At 63.1% G+C, this 22,060-nt stretch carries 18 protein-coding genes and 1 tRNA gene; 4 read left to right on the top strand and 15 right to left on the bottom strand.

The annotated features are described in order from the left end of the window. Positions 1-240 precede the first annotated feature (240 nt). The 12 genes from queD to def form a co-directional block, all read right to left on the bottom strand. The gene (gene queD, locus HWY05_RS17300) at positions 241-684 is read right to left on the bottom strand and encodes a 6-carboxytetrahydropterin synthase QueD (protein WP_105511731.1); all 444 of its coding nucleotides are present in this window, start codon (positions 682-684) and stop codon (positions 241-243) included. Positions 685-693: 9 nt separating this feature from the next. Beyond that, positions 694-1,326 (bottom strand): 7-carboxy-7-deazaguanine synthase, encoded by a 633-nt coding sequence (gene queE, locus HWY05_RS17295; RefSeq protein WP_035554123.1) that lies wholly within the window; start codon positions 1,324-1,326, stop codon positions 694-696. A gap of 136 nt (positions 1,327-1,462) precedes the next feature. Next, on the bottom strand, positions 1,463-2,197 hold the full coding sequence (queC, locus tag HWY05_RS17290; RefSeq protein WP_035554124.1) for a 7-cyano-7-deazaguanine synthase QueC: 735 nt from the start codon (positions 2,195-2,197) through the stop codon (positions 1,463-1,465). Positions 2,198-2,590: 393 nt separating this feature from the next. Beyond that, positions 2,591-2,666 (bottom strand) — tRNA-Phe (locus HWY05_RS17285). A gap of 96 nt (positions 2,667-2,762) precedes the next feature. After that, positions 2,763-3,452: a response regulator transcription factor EsaR gene (gene esaR / locus HWY05_RS17280; protein ID WP_035554125.1), complete on the bottom strand. Its 690-nt coding sequence runs from the start codon at positions 3,450-3,452 to the stop codon at positions 2,763-2,765. Then, the gene (locus HWY05_RS17275) at positions 3,453-5,867 is read right to left on the bottom strand and encodes a PAS domain-containing sensor histidine kinase (RefSeq protein ID WP_035554127.1); all 2,415 of its coding nucleotides are present in this window, start codon (positions 5,865-5,867) and stop codon (positions 3,453-3,455) included. Next, positions 5,857-6,456 carry a DUF4390 domain-containing protein gene (locus HWY05_RS17270; RefSeq protein WP_035554128.1) on the bottom strand — a complete coding sequence of 200 codons (600 nt, stop codon included), beginning with the start codon at positions 6,454-6,456 and terminating at the stop codon, positions 5,857-5,859. Before HWY05_RS17270 ends, HWY05_RS17275 begins: the two co-directional genes overlap by 11 nt. Then, complete coding sequence (gene rsmB, locus HWY05_RS17265) at positions 6,453-7,892, bottom strand: 16S rRNA (cytosine(967)-C(5))-methyltransferase RsmB (protein WP_035554129.1); 1,440 nt, start codon at positions 7,890-7,892, stop codon at positions 6,453-6,455. Before rsmB ends, HWY05_RS17270 begins: the two co-directional genes overlap by 4 nt. A 176-nt stretch (positions 7,893-8,068) precedes the next feature. Next, the gene (gene htpX, locus HWY05_RS17260) at positions 8,069-8,926 is read right to left on the bottom strand and encodes a zinc metalloprotease HtpX (protein ID WP_035554131.1); all 858 of its coding nucleotides are present in this window, start codon (positions 8,924-8,926) and stop codon (positions 8,069-8,071) included. Between the two features lie 103 nt (positions 8,927-9,029). Beyond that, entirely contained in the window at positions 9,030-9,671 is a 642-nt protein-coding gene (locus tag HWY05_RS17255) for a LysE family translocator (RefSeq protein ID WP_176059033.1), read from the bottom strand. A gap of 113 nt (positions 9,672-9,784) precedes the next feature. Then, positions 9,785-10,780: a methionyl-tRNA formyltransferase gene (fmt, locus tag HWY05_RS17250; protein ID WP_176059032.1), complete on the bottom strand. Its 996-nt coding sequence runs from the start codon at positions 10,778-10,780 to the stop codon at positions 9,785-9,787. Between the two features lie 31 nt (positions 10,781-10,811). Further along, a complete protein-coding gene (gene def, locus HWY05_RS17245; RefSeq protein ID WP_035554135.1) occupies positions 10,812-11,315 on the bottom strand; it encodes a peptide deformylase in 504 nt (167 codons plus the stop codon). 243 nt (positions 11,316-11,558) lie between these two features. Between def and dprA the strand changes: the two genes are divergently transcribed. The 3 genes from dprA (at position 11,559) to HWY05_RS17230 (ending at position 16,222) form a co-directional block, all read left to right on the top strand. After that, positions 11,559-12,833, top strand: coding sequence for a DNA-processing protein DprA (gene dprA / locus HWY05_RS17240; RefSeq protein ID WP_176059031.1), 1,275 nt, complete (start codon positions 11,559-11,561; stop codon positions 12,831-12,833). A 67-nt stretch (positions 12,834-12,900) separates the two neighbouring features. Continuing rightward, a complete protein-coding gene (locus HWY05_RS17235) occupies positions 12,901-13,278 on the top strand; it encodes a thioredoxin family protein (protein WP_035554138.1) in 378 nt (125 codons plus the stop codon). Between the two features lie 256 nt (positions 13,279-13,534). Beyond that, entirely contained in the window at positions 13,535-16,222 is a 2,688-nt protein-coding gene (locus HWY05_RS17230; RefSeq protein ID WP_176059030.1) for a DNA topoisomerase III, read from the top strand. 191 nt (positions 16,223-16,413) lie between these two features. On the opposite strand, the gene HWY05_RS17225 is transcribed toward HWY05_RS17230, so the two are convergent. Together HWY05_RS17225 and HWY05_RS17220 are read right to left on the bottom strand one after the other, a co-directional pair. Then, positions 16,414-17,517 (bottom strand): LysR family transcriptional regulator, encoded by a 1,104-nt coding sequence (locus tag HWY05_RS17225; RefSeq protein ID WP_035554141.1) that lies wholly within the window; start codon positions 17,515-17,517, stop codon positions 16,414-16,416. A 343-nt stretch (positions 17,518-17,860) separates the two neighbouring features. Beyond that, on the bottom strand, positions 17,861-19,717 hold the full coding sequence (locus HWY05_RS17220) for a phosphoenolpyruvate carboxykinase (GTP) (RefSeq protein WP_176059029.1): 1,857 nt from the start codon (positions 19,715-19,717) through the stop codon (positions 17,861-17,863). A 384-nt stretch (positions 19,718-20,101) separates the two neighbouring features. Here HWY05_RS17220 and HWY05_RS17215 point away from each other — a divergent pair, with 384 nt between their 5' ends. Beyond that, positions 20,102-21,115 carry a D-2-hydroxyacid dehydrogenase family protein gene (locus HWY05_RS17215; RefSeq protein WP_035562516.1) on the top strand — a complete coding sequence of 338 codons (1,014 nt, stop codon included), beginning with the start codon at positions 20,102-20,104 and terminating at the stop codon, positions 21,113-21,115. Positions 21,116-21,164: 49 nt separating this feature from the next. Here the strand turns inward: HWY05_RS17215 and HWY05_RS17210 are convergent, their stop codons facing one another. Further along, positions 21,165-22,040 carry a patatin-like phospholipase family protein gene (locus tag HWY05_RS17210; protein WP_176059028.1) on the bottom strand — a complete coding sequence of 292 codons (876 nt, stop codon included), beginning with the start codon at positions 22,038-22,040 and terminating at the stop codon, positions 21,165-21,167. Between the last annotated feature and the right edge of the window lie 20 nt (positions 22,041-22,060).

Raw genomic sequence — 22,060 nt, 5'->3', positions numbered from 1 at the left:
GCGCCGACGGTGATCGGACACCTCGCCTGAAACGCGGGACGGCATGCTGGCCGTGTGGGCCAGAGAAAGACCGGGGCTTGCGTTCAGGCGCGGATGGCCTGCAAGCCTGTTGCGACGCAATGCGGTGACCGGCATGTCTCGCTCCGTGTGGTTATCGGAGCGATCATACCGTGACAATAACGGGAGGGTTGGGGCGTCCCTAATAGGGACTTCCTTCAGGACGAAGGCGCCCCGGCGCGATCAGTCGCGGACCACGTCGGCCCAGCAATTCGGCGTCTCGTACAGACGCAGCTTGTGCAGCCGCAGGTTCACGCCGTAGTGCGCGTCGTAGACGTTCGCAAGGATGTTAAACGCGACGGCGGCCAGATTTTCCACCGTGGGAATACGGTCGAGCACCACGGTCTTATGACCGGCCATGGTTTCCAGAAAGCCGCGCACTTGCGTGTCGCCTTCGAAGACCAGGAACGCGTGGTCCCACTTGTCGACCAGATGCTCGTTGGCGAGCGACTTCACGTCGGCGAAGTCCATCACCATGCCGCGATCGGGCGCGCCTTCGGTGTCGACCAGATCGCCTTGCAGCGTGATTTCGAGCACATAGCGATGGCCGTGCAGATTACGGCACTGGCTGCGGTGGTCGGGGATGCGGTGACCCGCGTCGAATTCGAGTTTTCGTGTAATCGTCAGCACGGCAAATCAGGGAATGTTCAGATACTTGTGGGTCTGCATCGACAGGCGCCATTGCGGATGGCGTTTGCACCAGTCGATCGCGAGCTTCGTGTTGAGATCGCGCGACGGACCGTCCATCGGCTGGACGAGGAAATACTCGAAGTCGAGCTTCGCGTAGTCGGACAAGCGCTGGTTGTCCTGCGGAATCACGACCTTCAGTTCGTTGCCTTTGGTCACGACGAGCGGCGCGTCGGCCTTCGGGCTCACGCAGATCCAGTCGATCGTCTCGAGCACCGGCAGCGAGCCGTTGGTTTCAATGGCGATTTCGAAGCCGGCGGCATGCAGCGCATCGACCAGCGGCGGATCGATCTGCAGCATCGGCTCGCCGCCCGTGCACACCACGAAACGCTCGCCTTCACCTTCCGGCCATTGTGACGCGATCATCTGCACCAGCTCTTCAGGCGTGCGGTACTTGCCGCCGTTCTCGCCATCCGTGCCGACAAAATCCGTATCGCAGAAGCGGCACACCGCGTCAGCGCGATCTTCTTCGCGACCCGACCACAGATTGCAGCCGGCGAACCGGCAGAACACGGCCGGACGCCCGGCATTCGCGCCCTCGCCTTGCAATGTGTAGAAGATTTCCTTGACCGCGTACGTCATGCTGCTTTCTGCCTTTGTGTTCCTGAAAATGGTTGCCTGAATCGCGATGCTGCGTCACTGCGATGCCGTGTGCTACGTTGGCGTTGACGCGTCGTGCTGCCGACGCGCCGACCCTCAAGCCATCGACATCAACGTATCAAACCGGCGGCTCGGTGACCTTCTCGCCGGACAGATACGCTTCATACCCACGTTTGCGCAGACGGCACGCCGGGCACTCGCCACAGCCGAAACCCCACGCGTGCAATTCGGAGCGTTCGCCGACGTAGCAGGTATGCGTTTCGACGCGCACCAGCTCGACCAGTTCGTCACCGCCCAGCTCATGCGCGAGGCGCCATGTGTCGGCCTTGTCGAGCCACATCAACGGCGTTTCGAGCAGGAAACGCGTGTCCATACCGAGGTTCAACGCGACCTGCAACGCCTTCATCGTGTCGTCGCGGCAATCGGGATAGCCCGAGAAATCCGTCTCGCACATGCCGCCCACCAGCACTTGCAAACCGCGCCGATAAGCAATGGCCGCGGCGATGGTCATGAACATCAGATTGCGGCCCGGCACGAAAGTGTTCGGCAAGCCGTTGGCCGTGGCTTCGATCTCGATCTCGCGCGTCATGGCGGTATCGCTGATCGAACCGAGCACCGACAGGTCGATCATGTGATCGTCGCCGAGGCGGTCGGCCCATGCCGGAAATGCGCGCATGACAGCGTCGCGAAATCCTTCTCGGCATTCGAGCTCGACGCGATGCCGCTGGCCGTAATCGAAGCCGAGCGTCTCGACCGTGTCGTAGCGTTCGAGTGCCCAGGCGAGGCACGTGGCGGAATCCTGGCCGCCGGAAAACAGCACCAGAGCGCTACGTTTAGCGTCTTTGCGGATCACCGTGAAACTCCGTGAATGATGAGTGCCACGTCGCGCTGCGCGAGGTGCGCCATGCAAGCAACGCGGCGCGACGCGTGCCGGCACTGTTGCCGGCCCAAAGCAGTATAGGCGGCGCCTTCCGCATGCAGAGTCGCTGGGCGCTTATACCGTTAATCGTCGGGCGAAGGATTCGGCGGGTGTCGGCTTTGCGTTGGCGGCTCGGCCGCGCGGCAGTCAGGCCGCGATCCACGCGACGCACTGATCGTGCAAGTCCTTGAACTGGCGCGATTTTATCACGCGATGCCAAACCTCGCCGCGCGCCTGCCGGTGCATCGGAGCGGCAGGCCGAAGCAACGAGTGCCCGTCAGAAAAGGAAAAGCCCCAGGAATCTTGCGATTTCCTGGGGCTGAATCCTGGTGGCCTGGGACGGAATCGAACCATCGACACGCGGATTTTCAATCCGCTGCTCTACCAACTGAGCTACCGGGCCAACGAAGAACGAAATAATATCAAAGGGTCAGCAGCAGGGCAAGCCCCTTCTCGAAAAAATCTACGCGGATCGCGTTTATCGCGCCGCGCGCGGGATTCATTCGCCTTTGTTCTTGCCGAGATCGACGCCGAGCTGCTTGAGCTTGCGATACAGGTGCGTACGCTCGAGCCCGGTCTTCTCCGCGACGCGCGTCATGCTGCCGTTCTCACGCGCGAGGTGATACTCGAAGTACGCGCGCTCGAACGCGTCGCGTGCGTCGCGCAGCGGAATGTCGAACGAGATCGAGGCGGTTTGCGCAGCCAGCGCGCCGCTGCCCATGCCGTCGGTGGAGAGCATCGGCAACGCGGCCGCCGAGGCCACCGCCGACGCACTGACCGGCAGCGCCGGTTTGGCCGCCGCACCGCCCGGCGCACCCGCCGCATTGCCGCGCGCGAGGCCCTGCTCGACCGCCTTCAGCAGCTTCTGCAACGCGATCGGTTTCTCGAGAAAATTGAGTGCGCCGATCTTGGTCGCTTCGACTGCGGTATCGATCGTGGCGTGACCGGACATCATGATCACCGGCATGGTCAACTGACCTTGCGCGGCCCATTCCTTGAGCAAGGTCACGCCGTCGGTGTCGGGCATCCAGATGTCGAGCAGCACCAGATCCGGCGCCTGACGCAAACGGAATTCGCGCGCTTCCTGCGCGTTTTCCGCGGCCTCCACGACATGCCCTTCGTCGCTCAGGATCTCCGAGAGCAATTCCCGGATGCCCATTTCATCATCTACCACCAGGATGGTTGCCATTTACGCTGCCCTTGTCTGCACTGTTGCTTTTGTCTTTCCCTGCGACGCACCACCGTGCGCCGGACGCGGCCCGGCTCCGGGCGCCGCGGCGTCGTCTGCCAACTGAAGGAAGAGGATCGATATCTGCGCGCCTTCGATCACGTCGCCCGCTTTCATGCGATTGCGAATGTCGATGCGCGCGCCGTGTTCGTCGACGATCTTCTTGACCATCGCAAGACCCAGACCCGTACCTTTGGCCTTGGTCGTCACGTAAGGTTCGAATGCCCGTGTGAGGATACGCGCGGGGAAGCCCGGTCCGTTATCCGACACGGTCAGACGCACCGCGACATGGACTTTGCCTTCCGCGTCGGGGTCTCCGTATTCTACTGTCCTCGTTTCGAGCAAGACACGTGGATGCTCGAGTTCGGCTACCGCATCCTGCGCGTTCTGCAGCAGGTTGTGAATCACCTGGCGCAATTGCGTCGCGTCGCCGCGGATCGCCGGCAAAGTTGCGAGCTCCACCTGGATCGCGCCCTTGCCTTCTTCGATACCGTACAGCGTCAGCACTTCGCTGACCAGTTCGTTCAACTGCAAATGCGCGAGCACCGCCGGCGGCGTGCGCGCGTAGTCGCGGAAATTGTCGACCATCTGCTTCATCGCGGCGACCTGGTTGACGATCGTGGTCGCGCCGCGCTTCAACACGTCTGCATCCGACGGCGACAGCTTGTCCGCGAGCTTCATCTGCAAACGCTCGGCGGAGAGCTGGATCGGCGTGAGCGGATTCTTGATCTCGTGCGCGAGGCGCCGCGCGACTTCGCCCCATGCGATCGATCGCTGGGCGGAGATCACGTCGGAGATATCGTCGAACACGACCACGTAGCCCGAGGTCTGCATGTCTTCGGCGTCGCGGTCGGTGGCGGAGACGAGACGCGCGCCGCGCACCAGCAAGGTCAACGGTTCGGTTTCGCCCGGCACCTGAATCGAGAACTGCTGCTGCCAATGACCGCGGTCGTCGTGACCGTCGCCGCTGGCCGCTTCGCGATCGGCGAACGCCTTGCGCACCATGCCGCCGAATTCGCTCAACACGCCGATCTGATCGAGCGCGGAACCCATGGTCGCCTGGAACGGCTGACGGAAAATCCGCTCGGCGCCGCGATTCGCGGTGGTGAGCCTGAACTGCCGGTCGAACACGAACACGCCGGCGGTCAGGTTCGCGAGAATGCTTTCCAGATACGCCTTGGAATGCTCTAGCGCGATCCGATTGTTCTCGACTGCTGCGCGCGCTTCCGACAGCTGCCGCGTCATCGCATTGAACGACTGCGTGAGAAAGCCCAACTCGTCGCGCGACTTGATTTCGCGCTTCGGCGTGTAGTCGCCCTCGGTCACTTCCTTCGTGCCCTGCGCGAGCAGGAACAACGGCCGTGCCAACTGATTGCCGAGTGCCAGCGCCAGCATCATCGCGATGAACGTGGCGAGGAACAGCGCGAGCGTCAGCGTGCCGATATACATCTTGCGCAGACCGGTGCGGCCGAGCGCCTTCTCCTGGTACTCGCGATAGGCGCGCTGCACCGCATCCGCATTACGCGCGAGCGTGGGCGACACCGGCTGCGTGAGTTGCAGGAAACGTTCGGTGGGCTGCAGCAGCGCGGCGCTCGAATCGGGAATGCGCTGCACGATGCGCAGCCGCAAAGCGCCTTTGCTGCCATGCTCGTTGGGATCGCCGTCGACTTCGCCTTCAATCGCCGCATAGCCGCGACCGCGCGCCTGATCGATCATCAACGGTGTGGGCAGATCGTTCGGCACCAGCGTCGCGTAATTGCTCGAGGCCTGCGCGACGACGTGCATGTCCGGCGTTGCGCCCGACATGCTGCGTGTAGGTTCGACGATCGTCGCGTCCTGCACGCCGAACTGATCGCGCAAGCGCAGCAGCGTGAGCGTGGTGCCGGCGGCATCCGCGCTGGCAATCTGCTCGGACATCAGGCGCCCCTTGGTCTGCAGATCGGACAGCGACGCGTCGAGCATGCCGCGCCCGAGATTCAGGCCTGATGTGAGCGCGGTTTCGACATTCACGTCGAACCACGATTCGATACTGCGCGACACGAACTGATACGAGACCACGTAAATGATCCCGCCCGGCACCACGCCGACCAGCGCCATGAAGAACGCGAGTTTGGCCAGTAGCCGGGTGCCGAACTTGCCCTTTCTCAGCCGCGCGATGATGATGATGACGAGCGTCGCCACCACCAGCAGAAAGATCATCGCGACCACGAGGTTGGCCGCGTACAGCCACTGGTAATAGCGGTCGAAGAATTCGGTGTTCGCGCTGGCGGCGGCGAGCAGCACGAGCAACAGCACGGCCGTAACCGCGACCGTCGACACCAGCACGCGCACGACGATGCTGCTGACACTGGTGGTTTGGCGCACTTTATTTAGCACGTTCGGTCACCGTGAAGGTAAAACGCTTCCACTCGGATGAAAGGCTCCAGTCGCGGTTGTTCACTGCGTCGATCTGGAACGGCTTGGGCATCAGCGCGATGTCGAGTTGCATACGCACCGACGCGTTGTACGTCTCGCCGGCGTGCACGTCGTTGCGGTCGATCACATGCCACGACGTGATGTGCTTGATCACCGCGAGCGCATCTTTCAAGGTCTGGAAGCCGAGCTGCAAGCCGCCGGACGACACGCTCGATACACGGTATTCACGCGTGAGCGGCTGGAACGACAGGCGAATGCTTTGCGACACGCTGACCGGCTGCTCGTCGAACCAGTACCAGCGCGGCCGGCTTAATTCGAAGTCGGTCGTGAAGTAAAGCGGAATGCCTTTATTGACCGCGTCTTCGAGATTGCTGTTCAGGTCGAAGTCGAAACGCGCGTCGAGATTCCAGCCGGTGTTGTCCGATTGCAGCGACGCGCGCTGCACCGCGATCGGGTCGGCGTGCGCCGCGCCCGGTGCGGCAAGCCAGACGGCCAGCGCGATCCAGAGCACGGCAGCGAGCCGAAGCGGGAAGAAGCGTTTGATGGTCACCGTTTCTGAAAGCGCGCGTAGAAAAATCCGTCGTGGTCTGAGTTCGCGCCGGCGCGCTCTTCAACGAGTTGTCCGGCAAGGGAACCGGCCGAGGTGTCGGCGGGCGCGCGGGCGACTGAAGGGAGAAGTTGCCCCGGCGCGTCCAATCGTACCGCATCCTGGTACTTGTCTCCAAACCACTGCGCCTGCAACTCGCCTTCTTCGGGGAAGATCGAACACGTAACGTAAAGCAACTCGCCGCCAGTTTTCACGAGCGGCCACAGCGCGTCGAGAATACGGCGTTGTTCCGCGACCAGCGCGGGAATATCCGACGCGCGACGCAGCCAGCGGATGTCCGGATGACGCCGCACGATGCCCGACGCCGAGCACGGCACGTCGGCGAGAATGCGGTCGAACGGCTGGTCGAGGTCGTCATGCCACTGCGCGGGTGCGCCGGCGTCGCCGATACGCACTTCCGCTTCGAGCTTTAGCCGCTGCAAGTTTTCGCCGATACGCCGCGCGCGCGACGCATCGCTTTCGAGCGCGATGAGCTGGAGATTGGCGAGTTCGAGCAGATGACCGGTCTTGCCGCCAGGCGCCGCGCAGGCGTCGAGCACGCGCATGCCGTCGCGCACGCCGAGCAGCGGTGCGGCGAGTTGCGCGCCGGCGTCCTGCACCGAAACGATGCCCTCGCTAAAGCCGGGAATGCGGTCTACCGGCATCGGCGTGGCGAGCTTGACGGCGTAGTCGCCGGCTTTGCTTGCGGAAATGTGATGGTTCTGCAGCACTTGCAGATAGGCGTCGACCGTCGAGTGACGGGCGTTCACGCGCAAGGTGAGCGGCCCTTGCGTGTTGCCGGCGGCGAGCACCGCCTGCCAGGCATCCGGCCAGGCGCGTTTCACCGCGTCGATCCACCACGACGGGTAGTTCCAGCGGGCCACTTCGTCGGCTTGCGCAGCGGCGAGCAGGGACTCGCGCTCACGCAGGAAACTGCGCAGCACCGCGTTGACGAGCCCCTTGGCAAATGCGAATTCACGACGCGCGCTGATGGCGCCGACCGCCTGATCGACCACCGTGAACGGCGTGTACGCGGCGCTCGCTTCGTCGTCGACGAGTAGCGCGAGCGCGCAGGCAAGCACATGACCGACGTGCGGCGGCGGCGCTTTCTTCACCAGCTTCGCGATCAGCCACTCGGCGGTGGCGAGACGCCGCATCGTGCGGTACGCGATGTCCTGCACCGCGCCGCGCGCGGCGGCGGCAGTACCTTCAGGCGCGGAGACGAAGACGGCTTGCAGCGCGGCCGGCAAAGCCGCGCCGAGACGCACGGCGCCGACCGCCTGGCCCGCGCAGTCGAGCGCGAACGCGAGCGATTCGGGCGCAAGGTGCAGCAGCGACAAACGGGATTCGCGCGGTCGCGTCGATGGGGAAGCAGAACGCGAAGAAGGCTTTGGGGTCATGAAGAAGGCAAAGACAGGCCGCACGGTACGCGCGACGCAAACAGCACACATTGTAGCGTGGCGAGGCGCGGCGCCCCGGTGCTCGCAGCTCTCGCAGGCTTTTGGCCGCGGCCTCGAATAAAAAAGGCGAGTCCGTGGACTCGCCTTTCATCGCAGCGCGTAAGCGCCGCGCGGTGTTATTCGAAGCGCCCGGTACGCGCCATTTCCATCAACCGCGCGACGCGTTCTTCGGTAGCCGGGTGTGTCGAAAACAGCTTGCCAATGCCACCACCCGACAGCGGATTCATGATCATCATCTGCGCGGTGGCCGGATGCTGCTCGGCGACCGGGAACGGAATCCCGCTTGCGTAGCGATGAATCTTGTCGAGCGCCGAAGCGAGCGCTTGCGGATCGCCCGAAATCTGCGCGCCGCCACGGTCCGCTTCGAATTCGCGTGCGCGCGAAATCGCCATCTGAATCAGCGCGCCGGCGATCGGCGCCAGCAGCGCGACCGCGATACCCGCGATCGGATTCGTGGAACGGCCGTTTTCGTCGCGGCTACCGAAAAACATCGCGAAGTTCGCCAGCGCTGAAATCGCGCCCGCCATGGTGGCCGACACCGTCGAAATCAGAATGTCGCGGTGCTTCACGTGCGCCAGTTCGTGCGCCATCACGCCACGCATTTCGCGCTCGGACAGCACGCGCAGAATGCCGGTGGTGGCGGCAACCGCCGCGTGCTCCGGGTTGCGGCCCGTGGCGAAGGCGTTCGGCGCGTCTTCGTTGATCAGGTAGACGCGCGGCATGGGCAGGTTCGCGCGCGTGGCGAGCTCGCGCACCATGCGGTAAAACTGCGGCGCGCTGGTTTCGTCGACTTCCTGCGCGTTGTACATGCGCAGCACCATCTTGTCCGAGAACCAGTACGAGAAGAAATTCATTCCCAGCGCGATCACGAGCGCGATCATCATGCCGCGCGACCCACCGATCATGCCGCCGATCACGATGAAAAGGGCCGTGATCGCGGCCATCAACATCGCGGTTTTGACCCAATTGAACATGTCTGCTACTCCTTGCCCTAACGCGGGGTTCATATCTGCGCCGCATCATGCGACGCCTGATTGTAAGCTAATTGTTAGATATGGGCGCGCGTGGAAAATTCAATCATCTTGATGCGGTGGCCAGCTTGATGCCCAAGCCGACAAAGGCGCTGCCGACGCCGCGATCCAGCCATTTCTTCAGCGACTGCTTGCCGGAGAAACGCCGCGTCACGCTACCGGCGATCCAGGCGACGAAACTGTTCCAGAGCATGCTCATCACCACGAACACGGCGCCGAGCGTGAGGAACGCAAACGCTTTGTGGTCGCTGCCGGCCGTCACGAATTGCGGGAAGAACGACACGAAGAACAGCACCACCTTGGGGTTCAGCACATTGGTCCAGAAGCCTTGCAGGAACAACTGCCGCAATGACTTGGCGCCGCCAGCCCCACGCGCTTCGCCCGCGGCCTGGTCCGCTGCCGGTTTGGCCAGAAGCAGGCGAACACCGAGATACATCAGATAAAAGGCGCCGACAAACTTGATGACGGTGAACGCGGTGGCCGAGGCGGCCAGCAGCGCGGTCAGGCCGAACGCGCAGGCGAGCGAATGAACGCAGCAGCCCGCCGAGATGCCGAGCGCGGACATCAATCCCGCACCGCGGCCCTGTGCGACGCTGCGGCCGACGATATAAGCGGTATCCGGTCCGGGCGTCACGTTCAACAGAAAGACCGCGACGATGAAAAATTCGAAATGGGTGATGCCGAACATGAAAATCCTCGAAACGTGGGCGACTGCATGGAGGATTCTAACGCGCGGCAGGGTCGCGGCGGAGGCCTTGAGCATCGGCCGAACGGACGATGTTCAAGGCCCGTACCACCCTGTTATTTTGCTTCGGGGAGTTGGAAACGCTGTCCCACGGCCAGCGTCGAGCCGGCCAGAAATTCGCGCACCGGCAGGCGCTTGCCGCCGGGTTTCTGCAACTGCGTGAGACGCAGCGCACCTTCGCCACAGGCCACCAGCACGCCTTCGGCGAACACTTCGGTGATCGTGCCGGGTGCGTTGTCGCCCTCTGCGCTGGCGGAAATCGCGGGAACCGCCGCCCAGATTTTGATCGAGGTGCCGTCTTCCAGCGTGCCGAGCCCGCCGGGGAACGGGTCGAACGCACGGACCTGGCGCGCGAGGACCGTGGCCGGGCGGCGCCAGTCGAGCGCGGCTTCCTGCTTGCCGATCTTTTCCGCGTAGGTCACGCCGTCCGCCGGTTGCGGCATGGCGGCCAGCTTGCCGCTGCGCTCAAGCTCGATCAGCGCCTCGACGATCAGCTTCGCGCCGTCTTGCGCCAGACGGTCGTGCAACGTGGCCGTGGTGTCGTCGCCGGAAATAAAGGTGCGGGCCTCCGAGATCATCGCGCCGGTGTCGAGGCCAACGTCCATCTGCATCAGCGTAATGCCGGTTTCAGCGTCGCCTGCTTCGATCGCGCGGTGGATCGGCGCCGCGCCGCGCCAGCGCGGCAGCAACGAAGCGTGAATGTTGATGCAGCCCAACCGCGGAATATCGAGCACTTCCTGCGGCAGGATCAGACCGTAAGCGGCCACGACCATCACGTCATGCGGCGTGGCGTGCAGTTTTTCGATCGCGGCGGTCGCCTCTTCGGGATACTTGCCGGCGCGGCGCAACGAAGGCGGTTGCGCGACAGCCAGCCCGTGCTCCTCGGCGTAACGCTTGACCGGGCTCGCCTGCAATTTCATGCCGCGCCCGGCCGGACGGTCCGGCTGGGTCAGTACGAGCGGCACCGGAAAGCCGGCGCTATGGATCGCGGCCAGTGCGGCCGCGGCGAACTCCGGCGTACCGGCAAAGATGACGCGCAACGAATGACTCATGGACGGGGACAGGTGGCGAAGTGGACGCGCATTACATCGCGTGGGCGAGCTTTTTCATCTTGCTCTTGATGCGCGTTTGCTTCAGCGACGACAGGTACTCGACGAACACGCGGCCCATCAGGTGATCCATTTCGTGCTGGATGCACACCGCGAGCAGGCCTTCGCAATCCAGCTCGAAGGTTTCGCCCTTCTCGTTCAACGCCCGCACGCGCACTTGCTCGGCGCGCTCGACATTGTCGTAAATACCCGGCACCGACAGGCAACCCTCTTCCGACAGCTTTCTTTCGTCGCTCGACCAGATGATTTCCGGGTTGATGAACGCGAGCAGTTCGTTGTGATCGTCCGACACGTCGATCACGATCACGCGCTCGTGCACGTCGACCTGGGTCGCGGCAAGGCCGACACCGGGCGCGGCGTACATGGTTTCAGCCATGTCTTTGACGAGGCGGCGAATGCGGTCGTTGACCGCCGCGACCGGCTTCGCGATCTTGTGCAGCCGTTTGTCCGGGTAATTGAGGATGTTCAGTAAAGCCATGATCTTGAGTGTGTTTTTAGGCGCCGCTGACCGTTGTGAGGCCCGCGTTAGCCATTCGGCCAGGTTGTGGACGCGCCGCCTTACGCACAGGATAGATGGTGTCGAACCGGTTCGATTCAACGCGCCAGGTGCGCTAGACGACGAGCCCGCGCGGGTGGGCGCGGCGCTGCAGTTATTTCGGATGATGAAAATTTTAGCATGGCGCCCGCCTGCCCGCTGGCCCTGCAGGAGGATCGACTCGCAATGCACAGCTTGCCTGCAACCGATTTTGAGATCGCCGCCTGGCTGCGGCTTTCGCTCGCGCCCGGTCTGAAACCGGCGGCGCTGCGCCTGTTGTTGACCGCTTTTGGACTGCCGGAAGCGATTTTCGACCAAACACTGGCTGCGCTGGCAGCGGTCGCCGGCGAGGCCGCGGCGCGCGCGGCGCTGGCGCCAGCCGGGCCGGAATTCGACGCCCAGCTCGACGCCGTGCTCGCATGGCGCGAACTGCCCGGCAACCAGGTCGTGATGCTCGACGACCCCGCCTACCCGCCCGCGCTGCTGACCATGCCCGATCCGCCACCGCTGCTATATATAAAGGGCCGGCTGGATCTGCTGCATACGCGGGCGGTGGCGCTGGTGGGCAGCCGCAGCGCGACGCCGCAAGGCGTCGAAGACGCGGAGCGGTTTGCGCGGGCGTTGTCGGCAGCCGGCGTGACCATCGTGTCGGGGCTGGCGCTCGGCATCGACGGGGCCGCGCATCGGGGCGCCCTGGAAGGCGTCGGCGGGACGGTTGCCGTGATCGGCACCGGTGCGGACCTGGTGTACCCGTCGGCGCATCACGCGCTGGCGCGGCAGATCGCGGTGCAGGGCGTGATTCTCTCGGAATGGCCGCTCGGTACCCCCGCGCGCGCCGCCAACTTCCCGCAGCGCAATCGGCTGATCGCCGGATTGGTCAGCGGCGTGGTGATCGTCGAGGCGGCGATGCGCTCCGGCTCGCTGATTACCGCGCGGCTGGCCAACGAAATGGGACGCGACATCTTCGCGTTGCCGGGATCGATTCACGCGCCGCTGTCGCGCGGGTGTCATCGGATCATCAAGCAGGGGGCCAAGCTGGTGGAGACGCCGGACGAAATACTGGAAGAGCTCGGCTTCACGCAACGACCAGCCGCCAAGGGCGGTTCGGCGGCATCGCTACACGCGATTTTCGGCGACGGGGCTGAACAGCCGGGCGCGCTTCCTCGCGCCGGGGCGACCTTGGCGACGGAACACGCGGCCACTCGCGAAGACGCCGCCCACGCGGCCAGACGAGCAACCGCGTCATCCGCCCGTCCGCCGAGCGCCGAGGCTCAGCAACTCCTCGCCGCGCTCGGCCATTCGCCCACCACGCTTGAAATTCTTGCCGCTCGCACCGAAATGGAGGACACCGCTTTACAGACCACCTTGCTGCAACTCGAACTCGCCGGCCAGGTGACGATGCTGCCCGGCGGCCGCTTCATGCGTGCAAGCCACGACCGACCTCGTCTTGACCAGGGTTGACCACTCTCGCGGATCGACCATGCTACATTCGCGCCAAAGCACTCGACAAAGTACGTAAGGAACCACCATGCCCGCGCTGAACCTCGACACCGACCAAGACCGGATCGCCGAGCGCGTCAACGAGCCCGACACGCTGTTCGTCGCCTGCCTGTGCGCGGAGTGGTGCGGAACCTGTCGCGACTATCGGGACGCCTTCGACAAGCTGGCCGATCGCCATCCGGATATGTGTTTCGCATGGATCGACATTGAAACCCATGCGGACCGTTTCGACGATCTGGACGTCGAGAATTTCCCGACCATCCTGATCGAAGACTCAGTCACGACACGATTCTTCGGCACGGTATTGCCACAGGCGGCGATTGTGGAACGGATGTTGTCGGATCTGACGGCCGTGCCCGGCGTCAGCGGCGCGCCTAAGTTGCGGCCGGCGCTTCAGGTGGCCTGATGAGGCAGCCTGAAACCGCAACGCCCAAGCCTTGCGGCACGGGCGTTGCGAGCGGTGTACGGCGCGTTTTCCATAACTTGCCCGAGCGCGGAGCGCGCAATTAAGATGGCGCGCTTTTATGGCACTTGACACGTCGCCTTCGCGGCGTGTGCTATAAAGCGGTCGTTAATGGGTCGCAAAGGTCGCAAACGAGGGTCGCGCGAATAACCGCGCACTCAAGGCCATCAACCCGGATCTACCAACCTCACATCGAGTCATGTCCAAAGCACTGATCATCGCCGAAAAGCCTTCCGTCGCGAACGACATCGCGAAGGCTTTGGGCGGCTTTACCAAGCATGACGAATACTACGAAAGCGACGACTACGTCCTTTCCTCGGCAGTCGGCCACCTGCTGGAAATCGCCGCGCCCGAAGACTATGAAGTCAAGCGCGGCAAGTGGAGTTTCGCCAATCTGCCCGTCATTCCGCCGCATTTCGACCTCAATCCGATCGCTAAGAGCGAGTCGCGCCTGAAGGTGCTGACCAAACTGCTCAAACGTAAAGACGTCGACCGCCTGATCAACGCATGTGACGCGGGGCGCGAGGGCGAGCTGATTTTCCGCCTGATCGCGCAGCACGCGAAAGCCAAACAGCCGGTGCAGCGCCTGTGGCTGCAATCCATGACGGCCGGCTCGATCCGCGATGGTTTCGCCCGTCTGCGTAGCGACGAAGAGATGCAGCCGCTGGCCGACGCCGCGCGTTGCCGCTCGGAAGCCGACTGGCTGGTCGGCATCAACGGCACGCGGGCCATGACCGCGTTCAACAGCAAGGGCGGCGGCTTCTTCCTGACCACGGTCGGGCGGGTGCAAACGCCGACGCTGTCGATCGTGGTGGAGCGCGAAGAAAAGATTCGCCGCTTCGTGGCGCGCGACTATTGGGAAGTGAAGGCGGAGTTCGTCTGCGCCGGCGGTTTCTACGAAGGCCGCTGGTACGATCCGAAATTCAAGCGCGACGAGTTCGATCCTGAAAAGCGCGATTCGCGTCTGTGGGCGCTGCCCGCGGCCGAAACGATCGTTGCCGCCTGCCGCGGCCAGATCGGCAAGGTCAGCGAAGAATCGAAGCCGTCCACGCAACTCTCGCCGGCGCTGTTCGACCTGACCAGCCTGCAGCGCGAGGCTAACGGCCGCTTCGGCTTCTCCGCGAAAAACACGCTGGGCCTCGCCCAGGCGCTGTACGAAAAGCACAAGGTCCTGACCTATCCCCGTACCGACGCGCGCGCGCTGCCGGAAGACTATATGGATACGGTCAAAGACACGCTCGGCATGCTCAAGGAGAGCAACAACTATCTGCCGTTCGCCAAGCAGGTGTTGGACAAGGGCTGGGTGAAGCCGAACAAGCGCATCTTCGACAACTCGAAGATCAGCGATCACTTCGCAATCATCCCGACGGCGCAAGCGCCGAAGAACCTGTCCGAGCCGGAACAGAAGCTCTACGATCTGGTCGTGAAGCGGTTCCTGTCGGTGTTCTTCCCGGCCGCCGAATATCGCGTGACGACGCGGATCACCGAAGTGGTCGGCCATCACTTCAAGACGGAAGGCAAGGTACTGGTCGAGCCAGGCTGGCTGCAGGTCTACGGCCGCGAAATCAGCGGTGAAGACGCGAACCTCGTGCCGGTGCAGAAGGACGAGAAGGTCAAGACCGACAAGATCGCCGCCCAGCAACTGGTGACGAAGCCGCCCGCACGCTACAACGAAGCGACCTTGCTGTCGGCCATGGAAGGCGCAGGCAAGCTCGTCGAAGACGACGAACTGCGCGAAGCGATGGCGGCCAAGGGGCTCGGCACGCCGGCCACGCGCGCCGCGATCATCGAAGGTCTGCTCGGCGAAAAGTATCTGATCCGCGAAGGCCGCGATCTGATTCCGACCGCCAAGGCATTCCAGTTGATGACGCTGTTGCGCGGCCTCGGCGTTAAGGAGCTGACCGCACCGGAACTGACCGGCGAGTGGGAATACAAGCTCTCGCAAATGGAACGCGGCAACCTGCCGCGCGACGCGTTCATGCAGGAAATCGCCCGCATGACGCAGACCATCGTCAAGCGCGCGAAGGAATACGATTCCGACACGATCCCGGGTGATTACGCGACGTTAGAGACGCCGTGTCCGAACTGCAGTGGTCAGGTGAAGGAAAACTACCGCCGCTTCGCCTGCTCGAAATGCGAGTTCTCGATTTCGAAGATTCCGGGCGGACGCCAGTTCGAAATTCCGGAAGTCGAAGAGCTGCTGCAGAACAAGACGATCGGGCCGCTGTCGGGTTTCCGCAGCAAGATGGGCCGTCCGTTCTCGGCGATCCTGAAGCTGTCGCTCGACGACGAGATCAAGAACTACAAGCTTGAGTTCGACTTCGGTCAGGATTCGGGCGGCGAAGACGGTGAACCGCCTGATTTCTCCGATCAGCAATCGGTGGGTGCGTGTCCGAAGTGCAAGGGTCGCGTGTTCGAACACGGCATGAGCTACGTCTGCGAGAACTCGGTCGCGAATCCGAAGACCTGCGACTTCCGTTCGGGCAAGGTGATCCTGCAGCAGGAAATCGCGCGCGAACAGATGGCGAAGCTGCTCGAAGAAGGCCGTACGGACCTGCTGACGAACTTCAAGTCGTCGCGCACCGGCCGTAACTTCAAGGCGTTCCTCGTCAAGCAGAACGACGGCAAGATCGGCTTCGAGTTCGAAAAGAAGGAACCGTCCGCCAAGACCGCGGCGAAAACTGCAGCGGCGAAAGCGGCGGCCAAGGCAGCGCCGGATTCGGAATCGGACGACGACGAAGGCTCTGTCGCGGTGAAGGCCGTGCCGGCTGCCAAGAAGGTCGCAGGGAAGAAAGCGCCGGCAGCCAAGAAGGCGGCCACGAAAACCGCAGCGGCGGCCAAGAAAGCGCCAGCGAAGAAAACCGTGGCGCGTAAAACCGGCTCCTGATAGATGCCAACACGGCTGGAGGCAGCGTTTGCTTCCAGCCAGCTTGCGTCATAGATTCGGATTCACGCGGTATCCGCCACGCTACGAAAAAAGGCGCAGTCACTTACGTGACTGCGCCTTTTTCTTTGTCCACCGGAACGCGGCTACCAAGCGCCGCGCCCGGCTTCCGGGCCTGATCGATCCACCCGCACTTACAGCGGCGACAAAACCGTCGGTCGCGTGCGCGTGGCCGTCTTGGCCAACGTGGTGGTCGGCATCGGCGATAACTCGCTGTCCAGCAGGCGAGACAGCGGCTCAGCGCCGTCGAACGCTTCCGGCGGCATATGATCCGACGATTCGAACGCCGACGTCGTGTCGGGGCGTCCAAGGCCGTCCTTGATCCACTGTTCGCCGAGAAGGCTGTTCGGCGTCTGGCTGAAATGCTCGACCAGATGATCGATGAACGTGCGGACCTTTGCCGGCAAATGACGGCGACTCGGATACGCAATGTTGATCTCGACCTGCGGCAAACGGTAATCGCCGAGCAGACGCACCAGCCGGCCACGCGTCATGTCGCGGCCAATCAGATAGCTCGGCAGAATCGCGATGCCCATGCCGAGCAACGCGAACTGCCGCAGCATTTCCGTGTTGTTCGCCACGATCACGTTCGACGGCCGCACGCGCACCTCGCCTTCCGGGCCCGTGAACACGCGCTCGTCGCCCCAATACTCGGACGGCAAGCTCAGGCACGGATGCTCCAGCAAATGCTCGGGACGCGTCGGCACACCGTGCTTCTCGAGATAAGCCGGCGTGGCGCACACCGTCATGCAACCCGTGGTGAGACGCCGCGTGACGATGCTGGCGCTGCGCATCTGCCGCGCGATCACGACGCCCACGTCGAAACCTTCTTCGACCAGGTCGACCTGACGATCGACCAGCGTCACATCGGGAATCACTTTCGGGTAACGCTCCGCGTATGTTTGAAGTACGGGTGCGAGGTTGTGCAGCCCGAATACCACCGGCGCGACGATTCTCAGCGTGCCGACGGGTTCATGATTGCGCGCCACCACCATCTGCTCGACGTCTTCCAGTTCGTCGAGAATCTGGCGCGCGCGCTCGAGATAAACCTGACCCGACTCGGTCAGAGACAAGCTGCGGGTTGTGCGATTGAGCAGCCGCGTACCAAGACGCCCTTCGAGGTCGGCGACGTGACGGGTGGCAACTGCGTTGGAAATATCCATCGCGCTCGCAGCGCGGGCAAAACTGCCGAGATCCGCCACTCTGACGAAAACTCGCATCGACTGCAAATGATCCATAAGACAACTCCTGCCGTGTTACAGCTTCCTGACAATTAGTGAAAACCAGTGAAGCGAACTTGGAATTCTCCTACGACTCGCGAAATCGTGCAGAAGTTGCCCACGAAAGCGGAAATATTGTCGATTTCTGTGCGACTGTACTCACCAATGTGGGGCGCGACCACTCATTATTCCGAAAAAAGAAACAATCTGCTGCGCTGCAGCTTGCTCTGTCTTTTTTGTTCGAACAGACGTAATGATCGTCCCGGCGTTGCGGAATCGGAAAAAATCGCGGTGTAAGGGGAGGCGGACAAAGAAAAACCGCCCGAAGGCGGCTCTTCATGCGAAGTGAATACTCACATGATCAGGCAATGAGCTTCTGCTCCAATGAGCGTTTAGCGTCCGTCAAAGCGGTCGGCAACCCTTGCTGCAGTGTGTCAAAAAGTTCGGCGTGCAGCGCGAGTTCGTCGTGCCATGCTGCGTCGTCGACGGAAATCACCTGCTCGAATTGCTCGCGGCTGAAGTTCAGCCCGCTCCAGTCGATGTCGTCATAGTGCGGCGACACGCCGAACGCGTGTTCCTCGCCTTGGGCCGTGCCCTCGATACGGCCGACCATCCAGCCCAGCACGCGCATATTCTCGCCGAAGCCCGGCCAGACGAACTTGCCGTCGGTTCCCTTGCGGAACCAGTTGACGCAGAAAATCTTCGGCAGCTTCGCGTTCAGTTGAGCCAGACGTTCGCCAGTTTTCAGCCAGTGGCTGAAGTAATCGCTCATGTTGTAGCCGCAGAACGGCAGCATCGCGAACGGGTCGCGGCGCACCACGCCCTGTTGGCCGGCCGCGGCGGCGGTCGTCTCGGAGCCCATGGTCGCGGCCATGTAGACGCCTTCGACCCAGTTGCGCGCTTCAGTGACGAGCGGCACGGTCGTGGAACGGCGGCCGCCGAAGATAAACGCGTCGATCGCAACGCCCGCCGGGTTTTCCCAGTCGGCGTCGATCGACGGACATTGCGCGGCCGGCGCCGTGAAGCGCGCGTTCGGATGCGCCGCCTTGCGGCCGCTCTCCTTCGCGGAGGCCGGTGTCCAGTCCTTGCCCTGCCAGTCGATCAGGTGCGCGGGCGCTTCGTCGGTCATGCCTTCCCACCAGACGTCGCCGTCGTCGGTCAGCGCCACGTTCGTGAAGATCACGTTCTCTTTCAACGTGGCCATGGCGTTGAAGTTAGTCTTTTCGCTCGTGCCCGGCGCAACGCCGAAGTAGCCGGCTTCCGGATTGATCGCGTACAGGCGGCCGTCCTTGCCCGGTTTGATCCACGCGATATCGTCGCCGATCGTGGAAATCTTCCAGCCGTTCAAGCCTTCCGGCGGAATCAGCATGGCGAAGTTGGTCTTGCCGCACGCCGACGGAAACGCCGCCGCCACGTGATGCTTGCGCCCTTGCGGCGAAGTGACGCCGAGAATCAGCATGTGTTCGGCGAGCCAGCCTTCGGCGCGGCCCATGGTCGATGCAATGCGCAGCGCGAAGCACTTCTTGCCGAGCAGCGCGTTGCCGCCGTAGCCCGAGCCGTAGCTCCAGATTTCGCGCGACTCGGGAAAATGGACGATGTATTTGGTGTCGTTGCACGGCCACGGCACGTCTTTCGCGTCGGCCGCCAAAGGCGCGCCGACCGAATGCACACAGGGCACGAACTCGCCGTCTTCGCCGAGCACGTCGTACACCTGGCGGCCCATGCGCGTCATGATGCGCATGTTCGTCACCACGTACGGGCTGTCGCTCAATTCAACGCCGATGTGCGCGATCGGCGAACCCAGCGGGCCCATCGAGAACGGCACCACGTACATCGTGCGGCCGCGCATCGCGCCGTCGAACAGACCGTCGAGCGTGGAGCGCATTTCCGCCGGGGCGATCCAGTTATTGGTGGGGCCGGCGTCTTCGCGGCGCGGCGAGCAGATGAACGTGCGGTCTTCGACGCGCGCCACGTCGGACGGATCGGACCAGGCGAGGTAAGAATTGGGACGTTTCGCGGGATTGAGCTTTCTGAGGGTGCCCGCTTCGACCATTTGTGCACACAAGCGGTCGTATTCCTCCTGCGAGCCGTCGCACCAGACGACCTGGTCGGGCTTGGTCAGCGCGGCGACGCGCTGGACCCAGTCGAGCAGCTTTCGGTGTTTGACCCACGCGGGCGCCTCGATTACGGGCTGTCCTTCGAATGAGGGATGGTTCATCGACTTGTCTCCGTTTTGAAAGCGAATAGAAAAACGGTACAAGCCCAAGGGGACGCTGCATGCGAGAGGCGTTCAATTCTTCACGCCGGGAGACTGCCTGAACCGGCGCGCAAATAATTGTGCAGGTCATCATGGGCCACACAGCCTGCTGGGCGGAGGCATCGACCGACGGTTGTCTGCAACCGTCTGTAAAGCGGCTTGCCTCAACACGCAACAAACTGTTAAAAACGATGTCAATCGGCCTTTCCGTGGCGCAGCCGTTCTACGCGGCAGCTTCTACGGTAAGGCATCCAGCCAGTCCGGCATGTGACCTAGGTCACATGGTGGGACAGTCAGCATAACACTCCGTTCCGCACCGTCATGGTGCGCCGCAAGACACATACCATGAAGATTGCCATCCTCGACGATTACCAGGACGCCGTTCGTAAGCTCGACTGCTTTCAATTGCTGGCCGACCACGAGGTCAAAGTTTTTAACAACACCGTTCGCGGTCTCGGTCAGTTGGCGAGCCGTCTTTCCGAAGTCGACGCACTGGTGCTGATTCGCGAACGTACCCGTATCAACTCGCAACTCCTCGACAAACTGCCGCGTTTGCGCATGATCAGCCAGACCGGCAAGGTCTCCAGCCATATCGATCTGGCGGCCTGTACCGAGCGCGGCATCGCCGTGCTGGAAGGCAGCGGTTCGCCGATCGCGCCGGCTGAGCTGACGTGGGCTCTCATCATGGCGGCGCAGCGGCGCATTCCGCAATACGTGGCAAACCTTAAGCAAGGGGCCTGGCAGCAGTCGGGTTTGAAGACGTCCGCGCTGCCGCCGAACTTCGGTTTGGGTCAGGTCTTGCGTGGTCAGACGCTGGGGATTTGGGGCTACGGCAAGATTGGCCGCCTGCTCGCCGGGTACGGCAAGGCGTTCGGCATGAACGTGCTGATCTGGGGCCGCGAGCATTCACGCGAGGCTGCGCGCGCCGACGGCTACGGCGTCGCCGAAAGCCGCGAAGCGTTGTTCGAGCAAAGCGATGTGCTGTCCTTGCACCTGCGTCTGCATGACGACACGCGCGGCATCGTCAAGCAGGAAGATTTGATGCGGATGAAGCCGACTGCCTTGCTCGTGAATACGAGCCGCGCCGAGTTGCTCGATGAAAACGCGCTGGTGAACGCGCTGTCGCACAACCGTCCGGGGATGGTCGCGATCGATGTGTATGAAAGCGAGCCGATCCTGCAGGGCTACAGCCTGCTGCGCATGGAGAACGTGATCTGCACGCCGCACATTGGCTATGTGGAGCGCGAGAGCTACGAGCTTTACTTCACTGCGGCGTTCCAGAACATTCTCGCGTTCGACGCCGGCGATACGGGCAGCGTGGCGAATCCGGAGGCGTTGCAGGGCGGGCGTCGGCGGTAAGTCGAGTCGCGAGGGGCGGTTGTTTGGCCCCTCGGCCCCTCGTTTCGTATCAGCGCGCTGCGTGCGCGCCGACCTCTAGCAGCGCGGGCATGCGCTCGAGGAAAGTCTCGCCGTCGCCGCGGCCGAGGTTGTACGCGTGCACCATCTGCGAAGGGCTGGTGTAATCCCAGCTCGAAATCGGCACCTTGCGCGACGGCTGTACATACAGCCGTTGCTGCACGCCATGCGGCACCACGAACATCTGCGGACGCGGGTAAAGACGCGTGACCATCACAAGCACGTTGCCGGGCGCATCGGCGTCGAGCGCGCCGACCGGCACGTTGTCGACCATGCCGCCATCCAGCACAGGACGCCCATTGCGCCGCAAAACCGGCGTGAACGGCGGCGTACTCGACGATTGCAGGATCAGATCCGCCAGATCCTCGACGCTGGCGCAGTCCTGCGCACGCACGAATTCCGGATGAAAACCGAGCGTCTGACCGAGCGTTGGATGCAGCGTTTTGCGGACGTATTTCTCGATGTTGTACGCGATCAACCCGGCGGCGACCGCGCTGCGCGCGCCGAGCCAGCGCGGCAGATGCGACACGCCGATGCGGATTTCCGGCGCCCCGGCGAGCGTCGAAAACTTCTCGCCGTAGATGTCGAGCAGCGCCTGCCGGTAAATGCGGTAGTGCGGAAACACCGACTCGCCGCGCAGCAGGTTGCCCCAGTAGGCGTTGCGGGTGTTGTGGCGAAGCGCGTCTTCGTAATAGCGCATTACCCAGTCGGAGTCGCGCGTGTAGAGCATGCACGCGGTGGCGGCGCCGGCCGAAATGCCGGTGATGACGCGCGGGCGGATCTGCAATTCCGGCTGCACCACGTCCCAGAAACCCGCCTGCCACCAGCAGCGGTTGCCGCCGCCCGCGAATACGACCTGATCGAACATCCTGCTTTTTCCTTTTCTTT

It is taken from the genome of Paraburkholderia sp. BCC1876, from assembly GCF_902833695.1.
Taxonomy (GTDB): Bacteria; Pseudomonadota; Gammaproteobacteria; order Burkholderiales; family Burkholderiaceae; genus Paraburkholderia.
This window is presented reverse-complemented; position numbering and strand designations above follow the sequence as displayed.

Coding starts and splice junctions, on each gene's coding strand:
- HWY05_RS17215 (WP_035562516.1), top strand. CDS start 20,102: ATGAAGATTGCCATCCTCGACGATTACCAGGACGCCGTTCGTAAGCTC.
- queE (WP_035554123.1), bottom strand. CDS start 1,326: ATGACGTACGCGGTCAAGGAAATCTTCTACACATTGCAAGGCGAGGGC.
- HWY05_RS17220 (WP_176059029.1), bottom strand. CDS start 19,717: ATGAACCATCCCTCATTCGAAGGACAGCCCGTAATCGAGGCGCCCGCG.
- fmt (WP_176059032.1), bottom strand. CDS start 10,780: ATGAGTCATTCGTTGCGCGTCATCTTTGCCGGTACGCCGGAGTTCGCC.
- esaR (WP_035554125.1), bottom strand. CDS start 3,452: ATGGCAACCATCCTGGTGGTAGATGATGAAATGGGCATCCGGGAATTG.
- HWY05_RS17225 (WP_035554141.1), bottom strand. CDS start 17,517: ATGGATCATTTGCAGTCGATGCGAGTTTTCGTCAGAGTGGCGGATCTC.
- rsmB (WP_035554129.1), bottom strand. CDS start 7,892: ATGACCCCAAAGCCTTCTTCGCGTTCTGCTTCCCCATCGACGCGACCG.
- HWY05_RS17210 (WP_176059028.1), bottom strand. CDS start 22,040: ATGTTCGATCAGGTCGTATTCGCGGGCGGCGGCAACCGCTGCTGGTGG.
- def (WP_035554135.1), bottom strand. CDS start 11,315: ATGGCTTTACTGAACATCCTCAATTACCCGGACAAACGGCTGCACAAG.
- dprA (WP_176059031.1), top strand. CDS start 11,559: ATGCACAGCTTGCCTGCAACCGATTTTGAGATCGCCGCCTGGCTGCGG.
- HWY05_RS17235 (WP_035554138.1), top strand. CDS start 12,901: ATGCCCGCGCTGAACCTCGACACCGACCAAGACCGGATCGCCGAGCGC.
- HWY05_RS17230 (WP_176059030.1), top strand. CDS start 13,535: ATGTCCAAAGCACTGATCATCGCCGAAAAGCCTTCCGTCGCGAACGAC.
- htpX (WP_035554131.1), bottom strand. CDS start 8,926: ATGTTCAATTGGGTCAAAACCGCGATGTTGATGGCCGCGATCACGGCC.
- HWY05_RS17255 (WP_176059033.1), bottom strand. CDS start 9,671: ATGTTCGGCATCACCCATTTCGAATTTTTCATCGTCGCGGTCTTTCTG.